The organism is Paraburkholderia sp. MM5496-R1 (assembly GCF_050436205.1).
GTDB classification, from domain to species: Bacteria; Pseudomonadota; Gammaproteobacteria; order Burkholderiales; family Burkholderiaceae; genus Paraburkholderia; species Paraburkholderia tuberum.
The window spans coordinates 2,379,886-2,400,049 of the sequence record NZ_JBNDLT010000002.1 but is presented as its reverse complement, the minus strand read 5'-3'; the positions used below and the strand labels follow the sequence as shown (position 1 = coordinate 2,400,049).

Sequence of the window (20,164 nt, the reverse complement as noted above, 5' to 3'; positions counted from 1 at the left end):
GCCCGGCTTGGCTCTCAGGCGTCGGGCTTGTCTTCCTTCAGCGCCAGCGCGCGCGCGTACAACACGTTGCGCGATGCGCCCGTGAGCGCCGCCGCGACCTTCGCCGCGCTGCTCACCGTCAATTCTTCCAGCAGGATGCCGAGCAGCGCGTCGTGATCGTGCTCGCCGGCCGCTTCGGGCGCCGCGCCTTCGACCACTAGCACGAATTCGCCACGCTGCCGGTTCGCGTCGGCAGCGAGCCACGTTGGCCCTTCGGCCAGGGTGCCCTGGTGTAGGGCTTCGTGTAACTTCGTCAGTTCCCGCGCGATCAGCAGACGGCGTGTGCCGCCGAACGCATCGGCGAGCGCCTGGACCGTCTCGACGATCCGGTGCGGCGCTTCGTAGAACACCATCGCGTGAGGATGTTGCGCGAGCGCTTGCAAAGCGGCGGCGCGCGCCTTCGGCTTCGGCGGGAGGAAGCCGAGGAACGAGAACGTCGCGACCCAGTCGCCGGTCGCGCTGAGCGCGGTGGCGAGCGCACTCGCGCCGGGCAGCGGGACCACCACGAAGCCGGCCTCGCGCACGGCATCGACGAGCTTGGCGCCGGGGTCCGAGATGCCCGGCGTGCCCGCGTCGGACACGTAGGCCACGCGCTCGCCGGCCTGCAGATACTCGATCACGCGCTGCGCGGCGGTGCGCTCGTTGTGCTGATGCACGGCGACGAGCGGCTTCGAGATGCCGTAGCGCGCGAGCAGCTGACCGGTGTTGCGGGTGTCCTCGGCGGCGATGCGATCCGCGAGTCCGAGCACGTGCAGCGCGCGCAGCGTGATGTCGGCGATGTTGCCGATCGGCGTGGCCACCACATACAGCGCGGCGGCGGGGTACTGCTGCCCTTGCGCGAGTTCGGAGAGAGGAGTCATGAGACGGAAGACACAAACAGACGGAACGAGGCCGACATTGTGCCATGTGGGCTTGCGCGAGCAGGCCGCGCCGAAGACTGCGCAAAAGATGCCCATACACGCCGGTCCAAAAACCGCCCACAACTTTTCCTGCGCTCACCAGTCCAAATCCGTCGGCGCGGCTTTCGAAGCACGCGCGCGAGAATTTTTGCAGCGCCAGCGTCTGCGCTTCGTGGCGCGCAACGTCGCCTGTCGGGGCGGCGAGATCGATCTCGTGATGAGTGATCGTGACGGCGCGCTGGTGTTCGTCGAAGTTCGCGCGCGTGCGCAGCGGCATTATGGCGGTGCGGCTGCGAGCATCGGTTGGCAGAAGAGACAGCGCATCGTGCGAGCGGCGCGGCACTATCTCGCGACGCGCGCCACGACGAACCGCGGCCCGCGCGACGAACCCGCGTGCCGCTTCGACGTCGTCGCGTTCGAGAGCGGCAGGCTCGTGTGGTTGCGCGATGCGTTTCGCGCCGACGAAGTCTGACCGACAGCGCAGACAACGCGCGTGAGTGCGATAAACTTGCGCTCGCGTGCCGCGCGAACTCATCGGCGGCCACAGCCTGGCAGTATGACTTCACAACACGGCCGCGCAGTGCGGTCCATTCGCGGTAGAAGATAGAGACTCGATGTCAGTCGAACGCATCCAACAACACTTCCGCGACAGCGCGGCAGTCAAACTCGAAGCCCTCGAAACCCTGTCGATGCCGATCGCCGCCGCGATCGACACGATGTTCGCCGCGCTCGCCAACGGCAATCGCATCCTCGCGTGCGGCAACGGCGGTTCGGCCGCCGACGCGCAGCATTTCGCGGCCGAGCTGATCGGCCGCTTCGAGCGCGAGCGGCCAGGTCTGCCGGCCATTGCGCTCAGCACCGACACCTCCGTGCTCACCGCGATCGCCAACGACTATTCGTTCGAACAGATCTACGCGAAACAGGTCTGGGCGCTCGGTCAGCCCGGCGACGTGTTGCTCGCGATCACCACATCCGGCAATTCCGCGAACGTGCTCGCCGCGATCGAAGCCGCGCATGAGCGCGAAATGATCGTCGTTGCGCTGACCGGCAAGGGCGGCGGACGCGCGCAGCAAGTGCTGAGCGACACCGACATCCACGTGTGCGTGCCGTCCGACCGCACGGCGCGCATCCAGGAAGTGCACCTGCTGACCATCCATTGCCTGTGCGACGGCATCGATGCCATGTTGCTCGGCGAAGACTGAGACTGATTTCGAAGGAGAGCTAGTTGATGAGCGTTTTCCGCATCAAGAAGACACTGGTGAGAACCGTGCTCGTGGTCGGGGTCGCGGCGGGCCTGTCGGCCACGCTGCAAGGCTGCTTTCTCGCTGTCGGGGCCGCGGCGGGCGGCGGCGCGCTGATGGCGACCGACCGCCGCACGCTCGGCGCGCAGACCGAGGATCGCGAGATTCAGGTGAAGGCGCTGTCGCAGATCAGCCAGAATCTGCCGGACTCCGCGCACGTTAACGTCACGGTGTTCAACCGCCGCGTGCTGCTGACCGGCGAGGTCGCGGGCGAGGCGTCGAAGCAGCGTGCCGAGAGCATCGTGCGGAACATGAACAACGTGAATACGATCGTCAATGAACTGGCGATCGCGCCGGCGAGCTCGTTCTCGTCGCGCACCAACGACACCTACCTCGAAACGCGCGTGAAGACCGCTCTGATCGCGGAGAAGAACATTTCGGCGAACAATTTCAAGGTCGTGGCCGAGCGCGGCAACGTCTATCTGATGGGCCTCGTCACGATGAATGAGGGCAATATCGGCGCCGACGTCACGAGCCGCGTGCCGGGCGTCGTCGAGGTGGTCAAGGTGTTCCAGTACATCCAGCCGCAGGAAGCCGAAGCTGCTGCGGCCGCCGGTGCGACGGCGCCGGTGGCCGCCTCGCAGCCCGAGGTCAGCGAGCCGACGGTCGGCGCGATTCCCGATTCGTCGGTGAGCGCGCGGCCGCTCGATCAGCAGGCGCCTGCGCCTGTCAACTCGTCGACGTCGGTGCGACCGGGTAATCCGAAGGCGGTGCCTTGATGCGCGGTATGACGCGTGCGGGTGTCGTGTTCGCGTTGGCGGTGGGCGCGCTCGCCGGCACGATGGCGTCGGGTGCTCGCGCGGCCGAGGCGCCGCGCGGCCAGCAGGTCGCCGCCGCGAATGCATGCATGGGCTGTCACGCCGTCGATCGCAAACTGGTCGGTCCGTCGTTCCAGCAAATCGCCGCGAAGTACAAGGGCGACGCGCAGGCGCCGGCCAAGCTCGCGCGCAAGGTGAAGGACGGCGGCTCCGGCGTATGGGGGATGATTCCGATGCCGGCCCATCAATCGATGAGCGATGGGGATATCCGCGCGGTGGTCGACTGGGTGCTCGCGGGCGCGCCGTCCAGATGAGGTTTTCCCGGGGCTGGAGGCTTGGCAAAAGGGAAAATGGCTGTGCTAGAATTATTTTTGTGTTGGGGGGGTAGCTCAGCTGGGAGAGCGTCGCGTTCGCAATGCGAAGGTCGGGAGTTCGATCCTCCTCCTCTCCACCAAAAGTTTCTTTTAAAATCAGCCGGTTAGGCTGATTTTTTTTTGGTGCGCCAGGCATGGCGCGTAGCGCCGTGGCTGGCGCTGTCCGACCCGCTGTGGTGGCGAGCCGGATGACTTGGGGGTGAAAGTCCTCTGCACACCCGGCAAGGGGAAGTGCTAGCTGAACGGCAAGGCTGTCCGTCGTAAGGCGGAATCTGAAGGAAGCCGCAGGCAAAATGCTGGCCTGACGAACAGGAAGCGGATATCAGGCGGTGTGGCGGGGTGAGCAGTCCAAGATCTGTAAAGCCCAATACTTGCACGGAACGCCACGATGTAGATCCGACAGGCATAAGCAGGAAGGTCGCGCGCATTACCCTGGGAGCCCCGTCAGTCTGCCTTGTGCTACTGGCATCGCAAGGTGCCGGGATGGGCTGGCGGGAGTCAGCAGAGGCCATAGTAGCGGCTCGGAACCGGAGCAGTGAAGGGCCGAACCTGACGAGAGTGGATAGTCACGCGTGCTCTCTGAGCGTTTGGGCACAAGTCTCGGCACAGCCGGGAGCCTGCGATCAAACTTGACGGCCGGAAGCCTGAGAGAGGTTGGGGTGTCCATTGAACGACAGGCGACACGACGAACGAAACGAAGCTCGCTGGAGCAATCCAGTCGTCAGGAAACGCCGGATACGTGATCCGTACGTCCGGTGTTGTGGGAGGACGGCGGGGGCAACCCCGCCTCCTACCCGATTGCGTTGCTTCCGTCGTCGTCTGACTCGACACCCCGCAGGGTGACAGGATAGTTGCCTATCTTGACGGGATCCCATGCGCTTCAAGACGGGGTCAACAGTCGGGTCCGACCGTTGGCGGTTAGCTGAATGGCGCTGGGCTGTTGCGTCCCGGACTATTGGCAATGAATGGATCGTTAGAACCGACAGCCGTTACAGGCCGTTCAATGGTCGGCCAACGGCGGGATTGGCGGAAGGCCGACTGTCGGACAGTTGGTCGAATTCAAGTTGGCATCCGCCGCATTGACGATGTGATTGTCCCGCAATGGTCGGCAACGGTTGGACCGTCTCTACCATTGCATGGTGGGACGTAAGCGTCATTTGAAGGCCGTATCGACGTCGACGTTGAGAGTGTCCAAAGTGATGCCCATCACTTCGAGTAGTGGGGACCACTTTGATGACAGAGATCGACTGTGCCGGGAGCCGCAAGGGGCGGCCGAATTACGCGCCTCAATTCAGGCGTGAAGTTGCGATGGCAGCGTGCGAGCCGGGCATCTCGGTGGCAAAGCTCGCGCAGTCGCACGGTCTGAATCCGAACATGGTGTTCAAGTGGCGCAGGCAGTACCGTGCTGGTCTGCTGGACAACAGGACGGTGAGCGAGACGGCAGTGTTCGTTCCGGTGGCGATGTCGCCGGATGATTCGATGGCGGTTTCGTCGCTACCGGTGCCGACAGCGCAATTGCCATTGCGCGCACAGGAAGCCGCGACTTCAGGTATCGAGATCGAGCTCAATGGCGCACGCGTGCGAGTGAGCGGGAAGGTAGACCCAGCCCAGCTGCGACTGGTGCTGCATTGCCTGAGGCCGGCATGATCGCGCTGCCGACCGGCACCCGCATCTGGCTCGCCGCAGGCGTCACCGACATGCGCCGTGGCATGGATGGTCTGGCTGCACTGGCGCAGGTGGCCCTTGAGCAAGACCCGTTCTCGGGCCACGTGTTTGCCTTCCGTGGTCGCCGGGGCGATCTGGTGAAACTGCTGTGGTGGAGTGGCGATGGAATGAACCTGTACGTCAAGCGCCTGGAGCGAGGCCGTTTTATCTGGCCGCAGGCCGACGCGGGATGCATCCATCTGTCGGCGGCACAACTGTCGATGCTGCTCGAAGGCATCGACTGGCGACGCCCCGAACGGACGTGGAAGCCCACATGCGCCGCGTAAATTTGCCCCCACTTCTGAACGTGCCTGGTAAACTCCCAGACATGCCAGTCAACCGACTCCCCGACGACATCGACACACTCAAGCGCATGCTTGTTTCGCGCGAAGAAACCATCGCGCGCCTGCTCGCCGAGATCTCGCGTCTGAAGCGCTGGCAGTACGGGCGCTCGTCGGAACGCATGGCAGAACTGACGGGACAATTGCAGCTCGCACTGGGTGACGGGACACTGCCGCAACAAGGTGCCGTGCCCGCATCGGCGCCAGAAGCGGCGTCGGATGAACCCGTAGACACGGCAGCGCCGGTGGTTCCACTGCGCCGCCGCTCGCGCGAATTCCCTGCGCACCTGCCACGCGAGGTGGTGGAGCACCGGCCACAGGGCTGCGACTGCCCCGAATGCGGTGGCCGGCTGCGCAAGCTGGGTGAAGACGCCTCCGAGATGCTGGACTACGTGCCGGGGTACTTCCGGGTGATCCGCCACGTGCGCCCCCGGCTGAGCTGCAGCCGTTGTGCGAAGGTCGTCCAGGAAGCGGCGCCGTCGCGCCCGATCGCACGTGGCATGGCCGGTGCGGGTCTGCTGGCACAGGTGATGGTCGCCAAGTACGCTGACCATATGCCGTTATACCGGCAGGTAGGAATCTATCGCCGTGCCGGCATTGAACTCGATCGTGCCACGCTGGCCTCGTGGGTTCGCGAGTGCGCCGCACTGCTGCAGCCGCTGGCGGATGCCGTTGGCCGGTATGTGCGTGAGGCGCAGAAAATCCATACGGATGACACGCCCGTCCCGGTGCTGGAACCCGGACGCGGCAAGACACGTACGGCACGCTTGTGGACGTATGTACGCGATGACCGGCCGGCGGGCAGCCGGGCACCCCCGGCAGTCTGGTACCAGTACTCGCCCGACCGCAAGGGAGAGCGACCTCGTACGCATCTGCAGGGCTGGTCGGGCATCCTGCAGGCAGATGCCTTTAGTGGCTACGATGCGCTGTACCGCGATGGCACGATCATCGAGGCAGCATGCTGGGCGCATGTGCGGCGCAAGTTCTACGACCTGTACGAACTGGAGCGTTCGCCAGTGGCGCAGGAGGCACTCAGCCGCATCGCAGCCCTGTATGCCATCGAGCGCGAGGTGCGCGGCCACAAGCCGGAGGTCCGGCAGTCCGTGCGCATGGCGCGGGCATTGCCGCTCGCAGGTGCACTGAAGGACTGGCTGGAACATACGCTCGCGCAGGTCTCGGCGAAGTCAGGCCTTGGCAAGGCGATCCGGTATGCGCTGGGGAACTGGCCGGCGCTGGTGCGCTACTGTGAAGACGGACGCATCGAGATAGATAACAACACCGCGGAGCGATCGATCAGGCCGCTGGTTCTCGGCAGGCGCAACTATCTGTTCGCCGGTTCTGACGGCGGTGGACAGAGTGCGGCGGTCATCTACAGCCTGATCGGCACGGCACGCCTGAATGGCATCGAACCGTATGCGTATCTGCGTATGGTGTTCGAGCGCATCGCCGATCATCCCATCAACCGGATCGACGCGTTGCTGCCGTGGCATTTGATGCCGGTGGAGCAGCCATTCCAGCAGGCCGCATGACGATGGCATCGACTCGCAAACCCGCGTTACGCGCGGTCAATTCACAGGTACCGGTCTACCAGCTGCGCATCGAGCTGAAGTATCTGAAGCCGGCGGTCTGGAGACGGGTACTGGTCCCTGCCTCGATCAGGCTGCCGAAGCTGCACGTCGTGCTGCTGTGGGCGATGGGCTGGGATGGCGGCCACCTGCACGAATTCGTGTTCGGCGACATCAACTACGGGGTGCCCGATCCGGACTTCCCGAGTGACCCACCGATGCTCAACGAAGCGCGGGTGAGCCTGGGCAAGGCGCTCGGTGCACTGAAGTCATTCACCTACATCTACGATTACGGTGACAACTGGCAGCATCGTGTGAAGGTCGAGAAGGTCTTGCCACCTGACCCTCAGCTGCGCTCGCCCCTCTGCCTGGACGGCCGCAATGCCTGTCCACCGGAAGATGTTGGCGGCGTACCCGGCTACATCGAGTTCCTCGACGCGATCATCGATCCGGCTCATGACGAACACCAGCGGTTGCTCGACTGGTGCGGCGGTAGTTTCGATCCTGTTGCCTTTGACCTCCAGAGCGTCAACGAACGCCTCTTCGAAATCAAATTCTGATCGTCAAGGCGGCCTTCAAATGTCGCTTACGGTGGGACTGTTGGTTCGCGGTGTTGACTGTTGCTGTCTGCGGATGAGCCAATCCATTCCTTGTTCGAGCGTCAGGGACCGCTGGCGGGAATCGGGCTGCCTTGACGGCTTCCGTTTCGCCCATGGACCATACACGGTATATGATGAAATCTGACCGGTACCATATTGGTCGGTCAGTCAATTGACCGACTGATGGTAGACAACGGTACCACCACTGTGACCAATACCGCTGTGACATTGGTGGTACCCATCGGTACCGGTCAGTCAATTGACGACTGAGGGGCAACGGTGCCGACATTGCGCCAATACCCACTGTGACACTGGTTGCTATCGCGTGTCACGGTGGGTGATGGGCAAACAGTCGGTCCACTGTGCGGACGATAGCCGCAGCGACGCTACGTGACCGGTCTTCCCGCGTGGTTCAAGGTAATGCACTCTCGTCCTGATATGTAGCGGGACTATGTACCGCTGAGTTTGCAGTCAGAACCTCACACCGCCAAACTAGCCTGTTGCCGATACAGTTCAATCTCTACGGATTCTCTTTCCATTACGCGTTCGTGCACTGCACGCATCACGTCCGGTGATGTCCCTTTGTCTAGGAATCGGAAGGCGGACGCGGCTACATATTCTCGAAGTTCTTCGAACGCCATCCACCTTCGATTTTCAGCCTGCGCGACCTGTCCAGTAGTGTTGGAACCGCTGAAGATGTCCACAACGAGGTCGTTCTGGTCAGTGAGCATTCTAATAAAAAACTCGGGAAGCTTGGCGGGAAAGCGGGCCGGATGAGCTTTCATTCCAACGGCCTTACAGCCGGCGAGGTATTGTCCGTTCGATTCTGAATTGGGGATTTGAAGTAGGTTGGGTGGGATCGCGCCCCCATTGTCCTTCGCAAATCCTCGGCCAATATCGTGCCCCGAAGGCCGCACCTTAGGTGTGTAAAACTTCTCTGGGTCCTCAATAAGCTTTTTCATCCGGTCGCTGTAAGGCGCTAAAACCTTGGACACATCGGCCTTGGGCCATTCCGTCTTGCTGAACCACCAGACCGTATTGATGGAATCCTTCACACGCAATTTGCGCTTGTTGACCCATTCGATGGGACTTGGCAGCTTCGAGGAATTAAACCAATAGAAGTCCTCGGCCAAGAAAAATCCAATCTCATCGACCATCCGAATCATGACTCGGAAGTTGTAAAGGCTCCTGGCGGGGACCCCCTTCATGTAAGCCCCGCCAAAGTCAACCACAAAGCTTCCATCAGCTTTCAGCTTTCGGTGTACGAGGCTAGCAAACTCCAAAAACCAGTCGATGTATTCGTGCTGGTCCAGATTGCCATATTCCTTCTGACGCTGCAGGGCGAAGGGAGGACTGGTGATGACTAGGTTAACGCTGTCGTCTGGCAACTCTGCAAGCAATTTGCGGGAATCGCCAACGTATGCGGCGCCCTTGGACGTGTAGTACGCAGGAACTGTCTGGATCATCGGAAAGTGCTACTTATAGTCTGTAGATTCATCGGCATCATCGATGGAATTATCCCGCGGATGACAAGCATTTCAAACCCCTCCGCAACGAGAAAGCTGTTCGCTCGAAACGTGAGGACGGCGCGGGAGCGGCTTCATTTGTCGCAAGAGACTCTGGCTGATTTGGCTGGACTTCACAGGACCTACGTCGGTTCTGTGGAACGGGGTGAGCGAAACATCTCAATCGATAACATCGAACGGCTAGCTAAGGCATTGAACGTCTCTCCCGCGTCATTACTCGGAGAGACCAAAGAGTGACGACCCTACGACCGCACGACGACTATGACCGGCTGTTGGAAGCGTGGCCGGCAGTGCAAGAATATCAATCGCTTGCTACGCGACACGGCATTGACGACATCTTCCAAGATAACGGGGGGAAGCTGTTGCAGGTGCTGCTCTTGATGGGATTGAAGATCATTCCGGGAAGAGAGGGCAACGATGCCGTGGACTCTTCGGGACGTGAGTGGGAATTGAAATCCGTCAACATCGAGTTGACCAAGGGATTTTCAACCCATCATCACATGAACCCGGTCATCATCGCGAAGTACAGGCAAGTACCGTGGATGTTCGCTATCTATCGCCACATCACGCTTCAGGCGGTGTACGTGCTGGAACCCGCAGATCTCGAATTCTACTACACCAAGTGGGAGCAGAAGTGGCGAGACGATGGCAACAAGGACATCAATAACCCCAAGATTCCGGTAGCTTACGTGATGCGGCATGGGCGGCTGGTCTATGGTGAGCCGCCGTCGTTCGCCACGCGAGAGCGTCAACCTACCCCGCACGATCCAGCGGGATTTGCGCCAGACGACGAGTAGTCGCTGCCACTAGCTGCGCCATCGGCGGCGGAGCCGCTTTCCGGCCATGCGACCTAGTGAGGTCCGTCGTCAATAGTGGAGTGCACTGGGTTAAGCCGCGAGCTGCGTTTTATAAAATCGCTGGGTGAAGGCGGCAGGAGACAGATAGCTTTCGCTCCGCCTTCCTCGCCGCCTTCAGCGCACATGTCCAAATTTCCTCAACGGTATGGGTCTGGCCGTTCAGCTTTTTCTGGGTCCATTCCTCGCGACTGACGATCTTACGTGTGCCTTTCTCAACCTGCCAAGCAAGATACTTGTGGCGGTTGTACCAAACTTGCGTTGTCAGCCGGTCCATAGCTTCCAACATCTCCGCAAGTCTTCTCGGCTCTTGGTCCCATTCCCGTTCCCACATCGCATAGGTAACGCGCATTGGATCGATACGTCGCAAGCACTCGGCCAAATTGATAAAGTACATTGACTTGATCTTTGAAAACGAACCGGCCAAGTCAGGATGTGGCAGCTTCTGATTGCCGTTGGTGATGCCGAAATCGTGCTTGTTATGGGCGACGAAGGCGAACCGCTGACCCGCGCCGCCCATAGTCCGCACACACTCGAAGTACGTTTCGACCAGCACTGCGTCAGCCATCGAGTTCTTGTTTTCATGATGGCACGGAGCTTTTCGATGCAGCGCACGGTCTGCCGCCCGAACCTTTACCGCATCACTTGCTTCGATGACGGCTGATGCGGACAGGACTGCAGCGATCCGCGTCAGTACGCTTTCTGCGGCACCACCCCAAATGGGAATACGGCGGTCCAAGTCCGACAGGTAGTCCAGCACCCGTCCCTTTTGCCGCTTATCGCCCTGAGCCCTGCGGATGGCGCTCTCCACCCGATCGAAGTGTGCCGAAAGGCCCCTCGCGCTCGATTGGGCAACCCGAGCACGATTTTTATGGAATTCATCGACAACGATGCGCGGTACTAGCAGCGTCACTCGTCCATCCGAAAGAAGCCTCTCTATTAGGAGGTCGAGCAAAGGACTCTGCTTCGCATCTGCCGCAAGGTGCAGTCAAACGCTGGTGTCGATGAGCACATCAAACATGGCTGGTGAGCGTTATTGGAAGCGGCGGATCGGCGACAAGATGACCTCCTCGCGTCGGTCGTCACAACGATGCCAGTTCGATTGACGCCGGACCGACGACTCTCACCGTTACTGGCTGCATCTGTTCGAAATTCGCTTGAAACCAGTCCCTCAACGGCGAGTATCCATAAACGCGCGGCGTGCTGTTGGAGTTGGTCGTCCTGTCGAATCTCCCCTGAACGAGTGCTTTCTCAGGACCGCAATAGATGTCGATGCCAGTCCCCTGTGGTCCGAATAGATGCTGGTTCTCGACAGTGACGTTGAAGAAGCCGTTTTTGTAGTACGTCGGCTGTAGAATGAACTGGAACGACGGTGCAGATGCGGACATTTCGGCGTCAATGTCAGGCGCGACATCATCGGCATCCAACTCGGGGGCCTCCTCGTCATCTCCATCGTCTTTCGTGCTCTTGCTACGCATCCCGTTCCACGGCGGTGACAGCGTCCTGATGATGCTGTCTTCCAGCGCCGCAGCGAAGTTGATCTTGAACTCTCCGTAGCGGTGCAAGCCAAGATCCGGGAGCGCCAAAATATTGACCTCCCGGCCGGCAGAAAGCAAGTCTCGGATCGCACCATTGTTTCGGGTGTTGGTCCGCTGCGACTCGCGCGGCTTCAAGTAGGAAGCGAGACGGCCCCGCAAGGTCTTAGTGGTCTTCCCTACATACAGCACGTCGTCGCCGCTGATAAATGCGTACAGCACGTTCGCATGATCCACTTTGTCCGTAAGTTCAAGGTTCAGACTACCATCCCGCCGTCGCCAACATCCCACCGGGGCGAACCCTATATCGAAAAGGCGTTTCATCAGCGCTCCATCGGTCTTAACGTCGTTTCCTAAACTCAAGCGGGGAGATACGTACGCTTCAGCGGGACGAGACGCTTCGTCTCCGTATCAGTATCCTCATAGTGGTCGATCAACGCTCGGACAATGTGATCCGATGTCCATAGGGTAAGAGGAACCGATGCGCGGTCTGCTTCGTAGTACGCCTCTTTGCTGAAGCCACCGGTACTGACATACAGTCCCCGGTCGTCTGGATGACGCCCGCCAAGGAAGCTTCGAATTTCCTTGGTCCCCATCTGACCTTTGCGGTGCTTGACTTCCACAATGATCCGTGGATGTTCAAAGCCGAACCCATCGGGCGAGGCGATGATGTCCTTACCCCGATCACTACCAGCCGGAGAAACTTGCGTCTTATAGCCCATCGCGCGAAGAATGCCAGCAATAAGGTCTTGCATCTCTGCCCAATCCAACTTGCTAACTAGGTCCTTGATCCGCTCTAGGGCCAGCGCTTCCATGCCCGACAGTGGGTCGGCTTCCACTTGTTCTTCTAATACTTCCGGGGTCGGCTGCATCGGTTTTCCGGTAGCCTCGCCAAGAAGCTCTTGCATGGCGAATTCGGCAACAACGAACACAGTCAGTGTCGATCCCAAGCTTGTCTTCGTCGCATCAGACAGACTATCCCGCTCGACTTCCTTTTCTTGCCAAGCGACAGTCCGAGTCAATGCCATCCCTGAATCCGCTAAATCTGCCTTGAATTCGCAGTCGCCCGTCATCTTTCCGATAAGGTAGGTACGGTTAGCGGGCGAATACGTGACGACCCCGTCGCCAATCGCGACCTCATTCATGAAGCGCCACACCTGTGATGCGCCTGAAATCGCGGTTTTTTCCTTGGTCGCTGGCTCAACAGTCAGATAAAGCTCGACCAATTCTTTCCGCGTCATTCCGACCTTGGCGTGAGGAGCGATCTGCGCCCAACCGATTGCAGCAATGCCTTTCTCGCGGAATTCCTCGTAGAGGCTACCGCCATCAGCCCGGATCATCCACATTTTGCTCATACGCCCCCGTCGCTTTAGCTGTCGGACGCCGCACGGTGGCCCGCACAGCGTCAATCATTAAATTTTCGTGGCCCATAATACAAAAAACCGCCACCAAGTGGGCGGTATCGGCATTGATGACGGTCCGTCAGTGAAGCAGTTCGCCGCTGTTCAATCCCGATCCGGTGTCGGCCACGGCGGGCAGCGAGTCCAGCGCACCAAAGTCGATCAGGTGTTCGTCGTTGTGCGTCTCGCCAACAAATTCCAGCCGCGATGCGAACCGCGTGACCACCGCGACAAAGTTTCCAGCAATCAGACCACATCCATACGGCATAACTAGGCTATTGTTAGGTCTTCGTCAGCGTCCACCGTGAAGACAGGCAGAAACACGTCATCGTTGAGACGCCGCGCCAAAGCGTGCTTTTGTTCGATGGTTGCTTGCCGGTTCAGAGGAAGATAGGTCGCGACTCGGACGAATTTCCGATCTGCCGTTTCGACGGTCCGCTTTAATCGTCAGTATCGACTTCACGACACAACCGCCTGATGAAGAAACGTAAGGGCAGAGCTAAAGCTGATCGATCCACCGCGCAAGTGAACGATGGACCGACCGCCAGTGCTTTTCAGGCTTGGGTCAGCTGAGCTTCATTGCCAATTCGCCAGCGTCAATCGACACATATCGTTGAAGCATAGTCGGTTACCGCCGACACAAACAGCGAACTGAGGCCGCATCGACTGGACGCCAATGGAGAAGAAGAAACCTACGACGACTGACCTTGCCCCTGTTTCGCGAATCCCATAGCTGAGAGATTTATGCGGCTCGCCCCTGTTGAGCGGCGAACCAGTTTTTCTCGAACGTCATGGGGCTGACGTAATCGAGCGTCGAGTGTAGCCGGCGCGAATTATAAAAGCCAAGCCAGTCGACGATTTCATCCATTGCCGCACGCCGGGTCGCAAAGTGCCGGCCATGCAGGCGTGCAACTTTCAACGAACCCCACAGGCTTTCGGTCGGTGCATTGTCCCAGCAGTCGCCGCGCCGACTCATCGACGAGCGCATGCCGTAGGCCTTCAGCGTGTCCTGGAACAGCCCGCTGCAATACTGGCTACCCCGGTCGCTATGGACGATGACGCCAGCCTCTGGACGGCGCCGGAACCACGCCATACGCAGCGCATCGGTGACCAGTTCCGCTTTCATGTGTGGCTGCATCGACCAGCCCACCACCTGCCTGCTGAACAGGTCAATGATGACCGCCAGATAAACCCAGCCTTCAGCCGTCGCACAGTACGTGATGTCGCTCGTCCAGACCTGGTTCGGCGCCGTTGCTGTGAAGTTACGCTCCAACAAGTTCGGCGCCACCGGCAGGTTGTGATTCGAGTTCGTCGTCGCGATGTACTTGCGCTTGTGTCGGGCACGGATGCCATGCTGCGCCATCAGCTTGCGAACACGCTCCTTGCCCACGCGCACGCCGCGCGCAACGAGCTCTTTCCACATGCGCGGCCAGCCATATTCGCCCTTGACCTGCACGTGAATTGCCTTGATGTGCGCGAGCAGGGCATCGTTGCTGATACGGCATCTGTGCGGCTTGTCATCACCGCTGCGCTGCTGACGCTGATGATATCCACTGGGACTGATTCCCAGTACTTCGCACAGCATCGAGACTGGCCAGTGGCGTCGATTCCGGTCGATGAACGCGCACTTCACATCAATTCCCTTGCGAAGTACGCCGCCGCTTTTTTTGTGATGTCGAGCTCCATCTTCAGGCGAGACACTTCCGCCCTCAACCGCGCCAGTTCCATCTGCTCGGGACTGACCGGCTTCGCCCCGGCTCCGACCAGTTTGCCTTCCCTGTCCGCCTTGACCCAGTTGTGAAGGGTCTGCTGCACCACGCCCAGCGTCGCCGACACCGCAGCCAAACTCTGGCCGTTCTTTACCAGTCGGACCGCTTCCAGTTTAAATTCGAGCGTGTACTGCGCCCGCTTTGCCTTGACCGTCATCGTTTCCTCTCCTTGCTTGAGCTTACACACTCAGCAAGGGATTCGTTTTTCGGGGGCAAGCTCAGACCCGCAAAAGCGGGCGGCACTTGCGAGTGCCAGTGCTTCCCAACGAAGAGGAGGCCGTCAAGGAAAAGGCGCGGCAGGCGGGGCTCTCTGTCGCCGCGTATCTGCGTAATGGGGGTATGGGCTGCAGAATCCAGGGCGTCATTGACGCGGAACTGGTCGGCGAACTCGCAAAGATCAATGGGGATCAAGGGCGACTTGGCGGTTTGTTGAAGCTGTGGTTGACGAACAGTGAGAAGCTTGGAAACCAGGACCCGGACCATCTGCGCCGTCTCATTCATGGCGTCCTCGACCGGATCATTACGATGCAGAACACTTTACTCAGGCTTGTGACTGAATCAAGACCAAAAATTTAGCGGCTAAACATGAGCGAGCTGTAACCGAAAAAATTAGCCGCTAAACGCGAGAGGATCACGACGAAGATTTAGCCGCTAAATTTTTGAATGGCAAATGGTGCCCAGCACGGCCGAGGAAGCAATGGAGAAGCGTCTTTTCGATGAGTTGGTGGCGAGTCTGCGAGAAGCTGCTGACATTGCCAGGAGCTTTCGGAAGCTCCGAACCCGTCGGCGACTAGCCGAGCGTATCCGCGACGAACGGCTGGCGCGGCAGATGATTGGCCCTCGGGGCTTCAGAAAGAAACTGCCGCGTCAGAGACCCCTTCGCGCCCGGAGGCCGGCCAATCCGCTCGTCAGACAAAGAAAAGTCATAAGGAGATAGCCGCTTTGTGGCGACGGCGCCGGCCTGCCCCATGTCTTGGACGAACTCGTTGTATCGATGTGGGCAATACGCGCGTGGCATAGGTCATCTGTCACGCCGCGCAGCGTGACGGATGACCTATCAGCAGTGCTGTCGTGCGCCTGATGATGTGCACGATTTCTATCACGCGGCTTGTTTCCTGTCGCAGCAGAGCAGTCTATAGTTAGGTGTCTAAATCATTTTGCGTGCGCCGCCCACGCGTCCGGTCTTGTACGGCTCGGAGCGCTTCGGCAGGGCGTCGGTCTGTCTTTCGATCCGGTTTCACGCGATTCCGGCCTCGCGCTACCATGATCGAATCGTCTGCTTGCGAGGCTTTTCCATCTCCAACGATACCATCACCCTTGGTGGGGCTGGCTACGACTGCTTGCGCCAATGCGCGGGGCTGGCTGATGTGCTGCTCGACCAGCTCGAAGCGGTGTTGTGCTTGGACGATGTAGGCCGCACGGCCCGCGAGCTACTGCGGCTCGATGCGGCCCGCGAGACAGCAGAGCAGCTCGCCAATCTTGGTGGTACTCAGCCGGGCATCGAAGGCGTGGAAGCGGCGTTAGGGCATTGATCGGTCCGCGCACGCACAAGGCTCATGATGAATTCAGAACTGGCTGCCGAATTGGCTGACTAGGCACAAATGAAGGCCGCAATTCGCGAGTTGCGCAAGCTCAGAAAAGAAAGCGAGCCCCTCAACCGTGCATGGTCCTATACGCGGGTTGCCAGACTGAGGTACGAGCGGGGATACCTGTTCGCGGTCAAGCTCCTACAGGAGCGAAAGGACGGGATTTCCGCGGGCCAATAAGCAGACCGGATTTAGGGTCAATCGAGTAGCCCGCGTCGCGTAGGGCGATTAGTACATCGCTCAGATGGAAGCCGTCGAGAGGGAGATGCTGCTTGATGGCTCGCCTTAGAATGCGAGCGTAGACGTGGCTTGGGTTTTGGGCGTCTTCGATGCTAAGAGAGGCAATCGCGTCAGCAATACACGACCTAGGACTCGCTGCAGTGGCGAGGCGAATGGTCTGAATCTTCTCCCCTTCGCACGGCTTCCTAACCGTCAAAACGAGATCGACGGTAGCCACCCCTTCGGAGCCGGAGGCAAGACCCTTTACGGAGCGCTGACCCTTGTCTAGAACAGAGATATGCACTGGGGTCGGATCAAGGCCGGAGTCGCGCAAAGCACGCTGCATCAGGCCCCAAACGTTCCCGCTGCTGTTGCCAAAGACGATGGACATGTACTTCCCTGGTCGGAGTACGCGGAAGCCCTCGGAGAAAGCCGCCCGGAGTAGCCGCTCATATCGTTCGGCTGACCCAGGCTTGCGTTTCCCCGTCGTATGAACGACCGCTTCGTTCTCTGGGTTTGTCGCCTTGCCGATCCATGCCTCATGGAAGAGGTTCATGTCGCTGTAGAAAATATTGCTCCCGAACGGCGGATCGGTGAATACGTAATCGATCGATTCGTCTTTCAGATGTGCGAGGTTCGAAGCGGACGCAGTAATGTAGCTGGCAGCCACTTGGGTGGCAGGGGCCGCTGTGTCAAAGGAATCGCGCGGGCGATACAGCTCATCATCCGCGCGAATGGCGGCTGCCACCTTCCTCTCAAAAAGTTCGAAGATATTCCACTCGTAATAAATTGGCGCGATGTAGTACGTCTGGTTCTGGGCGTTTAATGGGCGCTTCGGGCCCCACTGGTAGCGTCGGGAAGCGCGGGGAAGCGTTGCGGTAAAGCAGAACCCTAGCTTCTGCCGGAGCTTGGAGTTTCGCGTCAGGTTGATTGCGCTCCATAACTCATATAGCGCGATCGCGTTGCGCGCTGAGAAGAAGCCTTTGGTTTCGCGTAGTCCGACCTTGCCGAGGCCGGAGCGGCTGAACATTTCGCGATGCTCTTCAATCGGTAGCGATGGTACCTTCACCTGCCTCGAATCAGTTCCGGCGCGTGCGATCCGTTCAAGATCGATCTCACTGACAAGTTGCTCACTCAGCTTGCCATCTTCGCCGCGAACGACAACTTGCACGGGGATGTCAGGACCGCGTTCCCAAAGTCGCTTCACGAATGCGTGATCGCACTTAGGGCAGTTCGTCGGAGGTGACCCAGTGGGAGAAATATGTTCGAAGTAGACGAGCGTATCAGAGCACGACGGGCACCGATAAGTGAATGACCAGACCGTGCGGACCATTTCCTCCGGCTTGGAGTCACTTACCCGGGCGGTTTGATAGAGATTGCCGAGCGCCTTGCGAGCGGCAGCCGTCGCCTGTTCAGCGCCCGCACGCAGCGTGTTCCGTTCGATCCTTGTAAGGTAGCCCGTCGCAATGTGCTTGCCCAACTCCGAGATGTCGCTCATTTCGGCGCGCCGGCCGGCACGCACGGCCGCCAAGCCCGTCATGCCGGAGCCGGCGAAGAAGTCAAGCACCGTGTCCCCTGGCTTTGTGAAAGTCTCGATAAACGGGACTATCGCGCCGATGGGTACCTTAGTTAGGTATGCGTGGCAGTTATAGACCGCGTCTGTCCGCGGCACGATGAGGTTCTCGGGAAGGTCGGCGGGCGTGTGAGACATGATCCTGAGTTATGCAAGTGGTAGACGCAAAGTCTGTAGACGCAAAGTCTGTAGACGTAAAAGTAACACGCTTCTAAAGTCCTGGGGAAATAAATATTGGGGGAGCGCCATAGTACGCCAGGACCCTAAGCGGATCGTTGCAGTCAACCTTCGTCGTCTTCGAACGGCGTCAGGACTGTCCCAGGAAGAGTTGGCCGATCGGGCCGGCCTACATCGAACTTATGTCAGCTCCATCGAGCGGGCACAACGCAACCTTTCGCTTGAGAATTTGTTCAGTCTCGCTGCCGGGCTGGCGGTGGACGTGCGCGAGCTGTTGGCCCCTCTGCCGGAAGACCAACAGGGTTGGAAAAAATAATGGGCTTCAAAGCCGATACGAGTTTTCTCCGCTTTCTGACAATGGGAGCCCTCGGCACCCTACACGTAGTTCACGAACTTCATGCGCGCGGTTTCGCGCCTATCGAGCTTGAGCGGTACTCGACCTCGAATAAGATTTGGTCTACGAAAATCAAGCGACTTCGGCTGCCGGATCTGCTTTGCGTGAAGACAGGCCTTCGCATTGAGGTGCGTGCTAAGGCGAGTCTGAATATCCGGATGAGCCACGCACCGAACAACCCTGAACGCCACTGGGATGCTGGGCTACGCGATGAGGATGTCATTGCACTGATTGCCTGCAAGGACGTGGACGGCATTTCAATCCCGGCAGGAGCGTCATCCTTCTTTGGGGTAAGGGACCTGCGAGATTCGGTGGACGCAAAGCAGCTCAGCGGGATGAAGGCCGCATCAGAAGGTTCCGAGCAGTACCTCACCTGGCCGTCCATAGTGTCAAACCGGCCGGGCACGGTGCTCGATTACGACGACGAGCGGCTCTTCGTAGGATGGGGAGGCGATGGCGCACCCGCGCGCCGCTATTGTTACGCCCTCAAGGGGAAACGCAGCTACCTTCTTAAGGGCCAGACTTTCGCGTCCGGCACTGAGTTCTTGGCGGGTACTCCAGCGACGTTTGCGGACATGCGCCCGTACCTTCGTCAGGCGTACCGGCCGCTTGACAACCTTCAAAGTGCCAACATCGTCGATCGGTACTCTGCCACAAAAGCGATTCCCTTCCGGCCGGACACTCATGCCGATGCGCTGCCGGTGCTTGCGGACATGCTCGGCGAAGAGGAAGACAAGCGCCTAGCACTTGAAGTTGCAGGTTCGGCAGCGGCGCTTGGGTTGACCGCGGGCGTTGAGTATCTCCGGCACGCAATTTGGAACGAAACCGAAGCGCCTATGCGCATGGAAGCCGCTTTCATCACGACGGAATTGGGCACACGCACCGGAGCACCTTTCAGTCGCGAGATCCTGTCGTCAGTGGCCGCGGATAGGAGCCGCTTTGACGGCGACGAGGTTCGGCAAGCCGCTGTATGGGGGTTGGGGCGTGCCGGGCTTCGCGCTTACCGAGAACTTTTGCCATACCTTGCGGACGACGACGACAACGTCGCGCTACACGCAATTGCTGCTTTTGGGCCAGACGCTGACCAGGATGTAGTCGGACAGCTTGTAAATTGCCTTCAGGATATCTCGCCGCGCCGTGTTGCCGCGGCGTCTGAGGCATTGCGCAACATTGGCAGTCGCACAGTTCTGCACGCCGTGATCGAAGCTGCGCGCGTGGCTAGCCCCAATCGTCCGTGGGTATTGGCAACACTCGGCAGACTCCCAGCGGAGATGGTTCGGGGTGCCCTAGCAGGTGATCGACTGCATGACGAGGTTGCTCCTCTGCTAATGATTTCGTCCGGAAGCTGGCTCTCGGCCGAAGACGCAGTTGTAAGCCTTCGCTTCTTGATGAAGCAAGCAGTCTAGGATTCACCTCGGTAACAGGTTTCCTCTACACGTTAAAGCTGGCGGCATCGCCTTTCGTTTGAATTTCGGTCTCTCTTCCATTTGGCAGCAATTCTCCATGCCAGCACAGCGGTGCTTTACCCGACGACAATGTCTCATTCATCCA

The 20,164-nt window shown here is 59.6% G+C and carries 21 protein-coding genes, 1 tRNA gene and 1 pseudogene; 15 read left to right on the top strand and 8 right to left on the bottom strand.

The window, feature by feature from the left end; translation table 11 throughout:
* Positions 1–14 precede the first annotated feature (14 nt).
* Complete coding sequence (gene rsmI, locus OKW38_RS18030) at positions 15–899, bottom strand: 16S rRNA (cytidine(1402)-2'-O)-methyltransferase (protein ID WP_429362555.1); 885 nt, start codon at positions 897–899, stop codon at positions 15–17.
* 88 nt (positions 900–987) lie between these two features.
* Here rsmI and OKW38_RS18025 point away from each other — a divergent pair, with 88 nt between their 5' ends.
* The 9 genes from OKW38_RS18025 (at position 988) to OKW38_RS17985 (ending at position 7,541) form a co-directional block, all read left to right on the top strand.
* Positions 988–1,410, top strand: a complete 423-nt coding sequence (locus OKW38_RS18025) for a YraN family protein (RefSeq protein ID WP_187612055.1) — start codon at positions 988–990, stop codon at positions 1,408–1,410.
* Between the two features lie 142 nt (positions 1,411–1,552).
* Positions 1,553–2,140, top strand: coding sequence for a phosphoheptose isomerase (locus OKW38_RS18020; protein ID WP_184068788.1), 588 nt, complete (start codon positions 1,553–1,555; stop codon positions 2,138–2,140).
* Between the two features lie 26 nt (positions 2,141–2,166).
* On the top strand, positions 2,167–2,958 hold the full coding sequence (locus tag OKW38_RS18015; protein WP_090802672.1) for a BON domain-containing protein: 792 nt from the start codon (positions 2,167–2,169) through the stop codon (positions 2,956–2,958).
* On the top strand, positions 2,958–3,311 hold the full coding sequence (locus tag OKW38_RS18010; RefSeq protein WP_429362553.1) for a c-type cytochrome: 354 nt from the start codon (positions 2,958–2,960) through the stop codon (positions 3,309–3,311). The genes OKW38_RS18015 and OKW38_RS18010 overlap by 1 nt, the downstream gene beginning before the upstream one ends.
* Positions 3,312–3,375: 64 nt before the next feature.
* A tRNA-Ala gene (locus OKW38_RS18005) sits at positions 3,376–3,451 on the top strand.
* Positions 3,452–4,604: 1,153 nt separating this feature from the next.
* Positions 4,605–5,018, top strand: coding sequence for an IS66-like element accessory protein TnpA (gene tnpA / locus OKW38_RS18000; RefSeq protein ID WP_090801995.1), 414 nt, complete (start codon positions 4,605–4,607; stop codon positions 5,016–5,018).
* Complete coding sequence (gene tnpB, locus OKW38_RS17995; RefSeq protein ID WP_090801994.1) at positions 5,015–5,362, top strand: IS66 family insertion sequence element accessory protein TnpB; 348 nt, start codon at positions 5,015–5,017, stop codon at positions 5,360–5,362. The genes tnpA and tnpB overlap by 4 nt, the downstream gene beginning before the upstream one ends.
* Before the next feature lie 41 nt (positions 5,363–5,403).
* Positions 5,404–6,945, top strand: coding sequence for an IS66 family transposase (tnpC, locus tag OKW38_RS17990; RefSeq protein ID WP_429361925.1), 1,542 nt, complete (start codon positions 5,404–5,406; stop codon positions 6,943–6,945).
* Positions 6,946–6,947: 2 nt separating this feature from the next.
* Positions 6,948–7,541, top strand: a complete 594-nt coding sequence (locus tag OKW38_RS17985; RefSeq protein ID WP_429332306.1) for a plasmid pRiA4b ORF-3 family protein — start codon at positions 6,948–6,950, stop codon at positions 7,539–7,541.
* 518 nt (positions 7,542–8,059) lie between these two features.
* Here the strand turns inward: OKW38_RS17985 and OKW38_RS17980 are convergent.
* Entirely contained in the window at positions 8,060–9,046 is a 987-nt protein-coding gene (locus OKW38_RS17980; RefSeq protein ID WP_429362551.1) for a DNA-methyltransferase, read from the bottom strand.
* A 60-nt stretch (positions 9,047–9,106) separates the two neighbouring features.
* Here OKW38_RS17980 and OKW38_RS17975 point away from each other — a divergent pair, with 60 nt between their 5' ends.
* Complete coding sequence (locus OKW38_RS17975; protein WP_429362549.1) at positions 9,107–9,343, top strand: helix-turn-helix domain-containing protein; 237 nt, start codon at positions 9,107–9,109, stop codon at positions 9,341–9,343.
* Positions 9,340–9,903 (top strand): restriction endonuclease, encoded by a 564-nt coding sequence (locus OKW38_RS17970; protein ID WP_429362547.1) that lies wholly within the window; start codon positions 9,340–9,342, stop codon positions 9,901–9,903. The genes OKW38_RS17975 and OKW38_RS17970 overlap by 4 nt, the downstream gene beginning before the upstream one ends.
* 109 nt (positions 9,904–10,012) lie before the next feature.
* Here OKW38_RS17970 and OKW38_RS17965 read toward each other — a convergent pair whose 3' ends face one another.
* The 5 genes from OKW38_RS17965 to OKW38_RS17945 form a co-directional block, all read right to left on the bottom strand.
* On the bottom strand, positions 10,013–10,915 hold the full coding sequence (locus tag OKW38_RS17965; protein WP_429362545.1) for a PIN domain-containing protein: 903 nt from the start codon (positions 10,913–10,915) through the stop codon (positions 10,013–10,015).
* Positions 10,916–11,042: 127 nt separating this feature from the next.
* The gene (locus OKW38_RS17960) at positions 11,043–11,819 is read right to left on the bottom strand and encodes a GIY-YIG nuclease family protein (RefSeq protein ID WP_429362543.1); all 777 of its coding nucleotides are present in this window, start codon (positions 11,817–11,819) and stop codon (positions 11,043–11,045) included.
* Positions 11,820–11,854: 35 nt separating this feature from the next.
* On the bottom strand, positions 11,855–12,850 hold the full coding sequence (locus OKW38_RS17955) for a restriction endonuclease (protein ID WP_429362541.1): 996 nt from the start codon (positions 12,848–12,850) through the stop codon (positions 11,855–11,857).
* Positions 12,851–12,977: 127 nt separating this feature from the next.
* Positions 12,978–13,121 carry a hypothetical protein gene (locus OKW38_RS17950; RefSeq protein WP_429362539.1) on the bottom strand — a complete coding sequence of 48 codons (144 nt, stop codon included), beginning with the start codon at positions 13,119–13,121 and terminating at the stop codon, positions 12,978–12,980.
* A gap of 516 nt (positions 13,122–13,637) precedes the next feature.
* A protein-coding gene (locus OKW38_RS17945; RefSeq protein ID WP_429359704.1) for an IS3 family transposase occupies positions 13,638–14,821 on the bottom strand; the annotation gives its coding sequence in 2 pieces (ribosomal slippage) (positions 13,638–14,566 and positions 14,566–14,821; 1,185 coding nt in all).
* Between the two features lie 80 nt (positions 14,822–14,901).
* On the opposite strand from OKW38_RS17945, the pseudogene OKW38_RS17940 reads away from it, so the two are divergent.
* Positions 14,902–15,240, top strand: a pseudogene (locus OKW38_RS17940) (plasmid mobilization protein); the annotation flags it as partial.
* 608 nt (positions 15,241–15,848) lie between these two features.
* A complete protein-coding gene (locus OKW38_RS17935; RefSeq protein WP_429362537.1) occupies positions 15,849–16,196 on the top strand; it encodes a hypothetical protein in 348 nt (115 codons plus the stop codon).
* A gap of 187 nt (positions 16,197–16,383) precedes the next feature.
* On the opposite strand, the gene OKW38_RS17930 is transcribed toward OKW38_RS17935, so the two are convergent.
* On the bottom strand, positions 16,384–18,180 hold the full coding sequence (locus tag OKW38_RS17930) for a DNA methyltransferase (RefSeq protein ID WP_429362535.1): 1,797 nt from the start codon (positions 18,178–18,180) through the stop codon (positions 16,384–16,386).
* On the opposite strand from OKW38_RS17930, the gene OKW38_RS17925 reads away from it, so the two are divergent.
* Together OKW38_RS17925 and OKW38_RS17920 are read left to right on the top strand one after the other, a co-directional pair.
* Positions 18,179–18,535: a helix-turn-helix domain-containing protein gene (locus OKW38_RS17925; RefSeq protein WP_429362533.1), complete on the top strand. Its 357-nt coding sequence runs from the start codon at positions 18,179–18,181 to the stop codon at positions 18,533–18,535. The two genes, OKW38_RS17930 and OKW38_RS17925, sit on opposite strands and share 2 nt — an antisense overlap.
* Positions 18,535–20,019: a HEAT repeat domain-containing protein gene (locus OKW38_RS17920; RefSeq protein WP_429362531.1), complete on the top strand. Its 1,485-nt coding sequence runs from the start codon at positions 18,535–18,537 to the stop codon at positions 20,017–20,019. The genes OKW38_RS17925 and OKW38_RS17920 overlap by 1 nt, the downstream gene beginning before the upstream one ends.
* Positions 20,020–20,164: the final 145 nt, after the last annotated feature.